Annotated in this window: 5 protein-coding genes; all 5 read right to left on the reverse strand. The window is 70.5% G+C overall.

Annotated elements, in window-relative coordinates; genetic code table 11:
• A partial coding sequence (locus HKK72_RS35905) for an urease accessory UreF family protein (RefSeq protein ID WP_315987615.1) occupies window positions 1–381 on the reverse strand: 381 nt, incomplete at its 3' end.
• A complete protein-coding gene (locus HKK72_RS35910) occupies window positions 381–2,090 on the reverse strand; it encodes an urease subunit alpha (protein WP_187238855.1) in 1,710 nt (569 codons plus the stop codon). The genes HKK72_RS35910 and HKK72_RS35905, both read right to left, overlap by 1 nt.
• Window positions 2,083–2,394, reverse strand: coding sequence for an urease subunit beta (locus tag HKK72_RS35915; RefSeq protein ID WP_187238857.1), 312 nt, complete (start codon window positions 2,392–2,394; stop codon window positions 2,083–2,085). The genes HKK72_RS35910 and HKK72_RS35915 overlap by 8 nt, the downstream gene beginning before the upstream one ends.
• 29 nt (window positions 2,395–2,423) lie before the next feature.
• Window positions 2,424–2,726, reverse strand: coding sequence for an urease subunit gamma (locus HKK72_RS35920; RefSeq protein WP_187238856.1), 303 nt, complete (start codon window positions 2,724–2,726; stop codon window positions 2,424–2,426).
• A 313-nt stretch (window positions 2,727–3,039) separates the two neighbouring features.
• The coding region (locus tag HKK72_RS35925) for an ADP-ribosyltransferase (protein ID WP_222721575.1) at window positions 3,040–4,911 on the reverse strand (1,872 nt) is incomplete at its 5' end.

A 4,911-nucleotide genomic window follows, 5' to 3' on the forward strand; every position in this document is an offset into this window, starting at 1 on the left:
CGTACGGGCGACGCGGAGCAGGGCCCGCCCCTGGGCTCGCGAGGCCCCACGCTGAGCCGGTGAGGGCATCCGCGCGTCGGCCTCCGCGTCGAGCAGCCGCCACCGCCCCCCCTCTACGCCGTGATCATGCAGTTGTTCCCCTTCTCCGGCGCGAACAACTGCATGATCACGGCGGGGAAGGGGGGAGGAGAGGGAGCAGGCGGCGGCGGCGAGTGCGGCGGTGACGAGGCCGGCCGTCGCGAGGCGGGCGGCGAGGAAGTCCGCGAGGCTCTCCAGATCCGTGACGGCGCCGGCCGACGCGGCGGGCTCGACGCCGCCCGAGTGCGCGTGCCCGCCCGCGGGAAGGCGCGAGTCGGCGAGCAACAGCAGGCGGGTGTCCATCAGAACAGGAAATATCGCTGTGCCATGGGAAGCTCGGCCGCCGGGGCCGGCTCGATCTGCTCGCCGTCGATCGCCACCGTGAAGGTGTCCGAGTCGACGTCGATCCTGGGCAGTGCGTCGTTGAGCGGCATGGCGTCCTTGCCGAGCCCGCGGGTGTCGCGTACGGGCGTCAGCCGCCGCCGCACGTTCAGGCGGTCGGCGACCCCGTCCTCGACGGCGGCGGGGGAGACGAAGTGCACCGAGGTGCTCGCGGCCACGGCGGGAACGGCGCCGAACATCGGGCGGGGCAGCACCGGCTGCGGGGTCGGAATTGAGGCGTTCGCGTCGCCCATCGCGGCCCAGGCGATCATGCCGCCCTTCACCACCGCGTGCGGGCGTACGCCGAAGAACGCGGGGTCCCACAGCACGAGGTCGGCGAGCTTGCCGGTCTCGACCGAGCCGATCTCATCGTCCAGGCCGTGCGCGATGGCCGGGCAGATCGTGTACTTGGCGACATACCGGCGGGCGCGCAGGTTGTCGGCGGGACCTCCGAGCGAGCCCCGGCGGGCCTTCATGACGTGCGCCGTCTGCCAGGTGCGGATCACCGTCTCGCCGATGCGGCCCATCGCCTGCGAGTCGGAGCCGATGATCGAGATGGCACCCAGGTCGTGCAGGACGTCCTCGGCCGCCATCGTCGTCGGCCGGATGCGCGACTCGGCGAACGCGAGGTCCTCCGGCACCGACGGGTTCAGGTGGTGACAGACCATCAGCATGTCGAGGTGCTCGTCGAGCGTGTTCACCGTGTGCGGCCGGGTGGGGTTCGTCGACGACGGCAGCACGTTGGGGTGCGACGCCACCGTGATGATGTCCGGTGCGTGCCCGCCGCCCGCGCCCTCGGTGTGGTAGGCGTGGACGGACCGGCCGCCGATGGCCTCCAGGGTCGACTCGACGTAGCCCGCCTCGTTGAGGGTGTCGGTGTGCAGCGCCACCTGGACGCCCGAGGCGTCGGCCACCCGCAGGCACGCGTCGATCGCTGCGGGGGTCGAGCCCCAGTCCTCGTGCAGCTTGAAGCCGGACGCGCCGGCGCGCAGCTGCTCCCAGAGCGCCTCCTCGCCGACCGTGTTGCCCTTGCCCAGCAGGGCCACGTTGACCGGCCAGGAGTCGAGTGCCTCGAGCATGCGGCCGAGGTACCAGGTGCCCGTGACGGTCGTGGCCTTGGTGCCCTCGGCCGGGCCGGTGCCGCCGCCGATGAGGGTGGTCACACCAGCGCCGAGCGCCTCATCGAGCAGCTGCGGGCAGATCAGGTGGACGTGGGAGTCGACCGCGCCCGCGGTGAGGATCTTGCCGTTGCCGGCGAGAATCTCGGTGGACGGCCCGATCACCAGGTCGGGGTGGACGCCGTCCATCGTGTCGGGGTTGCCCGCCTTGCCGAGAGCGACGATACGGCCGTCGCGTACGCCGATGTCGGCCTTGACGATGCCCCAGTGGTCCAGGACGACGACGCCCGTGATCACCAGGTCCGCGGCACCGTCGGCGCGGGTGGTACGCGCCTGGCCCATCGATTCGCGGATCACCTTGCCCCCGCCGAACACCGCCTCGTCGCCGGCGCCCGCGCCGCGGCTCAGGTCGTCGGTGACCTCGATGTACAGGTCCGTGTCGGCCAGCCGCACCCGGTCGCCCGTCGTCGGTCCGTACAGCTCCGCGTAGCGGGCCCGCGATATCTCAGCCATCCAGTTCTCCCGCGTGCTCGAGACGCAGACCCGGTACGACGCGGCGGCCGGTCAGCGGCACCAGGGAGACGTCACGGGTGACACCGGGCTCGAATCGCACCGCCGTGCCGGCGGGAACGTCCAGCCGGTGTCCCCATGCCGCGGTGCGGTCGAATCGGAGCGAGGGGTTGGCCGCGGCGAAGTGGTAGTGCGAGCCCACCTGGATCGGCCGGTCCCCGGTGTTGACCACCGTGACGCTCGTGCGGGCACGCCCGGGATTGAGCTCGACCGGCTCATCGCCGGGGATCACCTGCCCGGGCACCAGCCCTCCGGTGGCCTCCGGTGCGCCGCCGCTCATGGGATCGGCCGGTGCACGGTCACGAGCTTGGTGCCGTCCGGGAAGGTCGCCTCGATCTGAACCGAGTCCAGCATCTCCGGGATCCCTTCCATGACGTCCTCGCGGGTCAGCACTGTGCGGCCGGACTCCATCAGCTCGGCCACGGTGCGCCCATCGCGGGCGCCCTCGAGGATGAAGACGGCGATGATGGCGGTGGCCTCGGGATGGTTGAGCCGCAGCCCGCGGGCACGGCGTTCGCGGGCCACCTGGGCGGCCACGTGAATGAGCAGGCGCTCTTGCTCGTGGGGACTGATCAGCACAGTTCACGACGGTAGTCCGCGCCATAGCGCCCTGGAACGGCGGCTTTACCGAATTAACGGCGATTTAACTGGCGATCTTGAAGGAATCCCAGTTCGGCTCGCTCTTGGACCCACTCCAGGCCGCCCGGCCGCTCGCCGGTGGTGAGATAGGTGCGAACCGAGCCGGATACGTGTCATGTTCGGGTTCGTCATCACGTAGCTCATTGGCTCCGCCAGCCTACGACGAGTTCGAGCCGGAGCCGGGGCCGATGTACCGCCCCGTGCCGGCGTAGGCCTTCCGATCAATTGGTGATCTTGAAGAAGACCGGTTCGCTCAGGATGGTGCGGCCGCGTCGGTGTCACGGACGACCGTGCCGAAGACCTTCCACCTTCCGTCCTCGTGGACGACCTTGTCGATGCGGTAGCGGCTGCCGCGGGCGAGGAGGAGTTCGGTGTTGCCCCGCCCCGCATACGGGATTCCGCTCATGTGCACTCCGGGTGTCCCTTTCGGGACCCGCAGGTACATCGTCGCCAGCTCTGCGGAATTGTTCTTCATATGCGTCATGAGCAGCGGGGTCTTCTGCGTCGACGTGGACAGGAAGCCGCGCTCGGCCTGCACGGTGCCCTCGAGCTGATCAATGGGCCGGTCGAATCCGTCGGCTCCGGCCCGCCTGGTGACGATCAGGTCCTCCGGGACCCGGGACAGCAGCATCGCCTCGTCCATTTCCGCGATGTCCCGCTCGGTGGCCGGGCTCATTCTCCCCCCGCGCAGGGCACCATTGATCCGCTGGTAGCTGTCGTCGAGTCGGTAACGCGCGATGGCCTGCCGCGATCGGTTCGGGAGGCCCGTGGACACCGGACGCAAGGTCGAGTCGACCCACTCCCGGTACGCCCGGTCGGTGGGGTGGTGGCGTGCTCCCTGCCACCAGGTGTCGAGGCCGTCCCAATCGGTGATCGGCTGACCCGCTAGCCGTCTCTCTGCGGCGAGGTCCGGCAGTTCCTCGTCGGTGAAACGGAGGAACTCATCGGTCACCGGCCGGCCCGCCCGATCGGAGCGGATCACCAGGGTGTTGTCGTCGGAGTTGTAGTGGGTGCGCGTCACGGTCAAGGACCGGCTGCCGGGGTCGCCGGTTCTGACGATCTCTAGGTTGACGCCATGCCTCTTGAGCAGTTCGAGGGTGCCCGCGTCGAGCCGTCCCAGCGCCCGCAGTTGCTCGGCGAGGTCGGCGACGCGCTGAGCCTGGACGGTCTCGGCCTCGATCCTGGCAAGGGACGGGTCGTCCGCCCGATAGCGCCCTCTCGCCTCCGCCAACGCCGCCTCGGCGGCGTCGGCGGCCTGCCTGGCCCCGGCGGCGTCGCCATGGACGAGAGCCCGCTGCGCGAAAACCGACTGCAGCCGGGCGTGCGCGACACGGAAGGTAGCCTCGTCGCCGGCGTCGGCCAGCTCGCGCAGCAGCCGACGGTAGGTGTCGGCGTCGAGACGGCCCCTCCGCGACGCGTCATCGAGGTCGTACAGCGCCTTCTGGGCCAGATCTTTGGGTATCGTGCCGCTCACCGCGTGGTCGGCGATGCTCTCGAGCTGCTTCTGTACGCCGTTCCGCCTGGCCTGCTCGAGGAGCCGCTCGATCACGACGCCGGACAGGCCGAGCGCTTCGAGCCGGCGGGCGACCGGGCCGAAGCTCTTCTCGAGCCGCCCCAGTAGATCGCCGCCCGGGTGGCCGGTGAGCTTACGGACGGCGCCGCCGGCACCGAAGATCGCACTCGCCCAGTTGACGGCGCAGCGCGTTCCCTGTTCGACCGTCGCCTTGCGGCAGTGCTCGGTCATCCCCTCCCACATCGACCTGAGCCCGTCGAGGCTGAACGAGTCCTTCAGCCCGCTCCAATCGTCCTTGAAGCCCTGGTGGCTGCAGGCGTGCAGCAGGCAGCCCAGAGAGCCGGCGCCTTCCCAGGCTCCCTTGACGGCGTCCCATCCGCCGAGCGCCGCTCCCCGTACGAACTTCACCATCGGATGCCGGAGGCATCCGTCGTCGTCACGGCCCCACAAGGGGTTCTTGCACAGATGAGTCCCGTCATCGTCGTCACCGCCGCCGTCCGCGCCGTTCGCGCCCTCCCGGCCATGTGATGGCGGATTGAGCGCGGGCCTCGGGGCGGCGGTGGACCCGGCGGGCCGGCCGGCCTCGCACGGGCCGCCGGCGACACGGCACAC

It is taken from the genome of Actinomadura sp. HBU206391 (genome assembly GCF_014323665.1).
Lineage (GTDB): Bacteria > Actinomycetota > Actinomycetes > Streptosporangiales > Streptosporangiaceae > Actinomadura_C.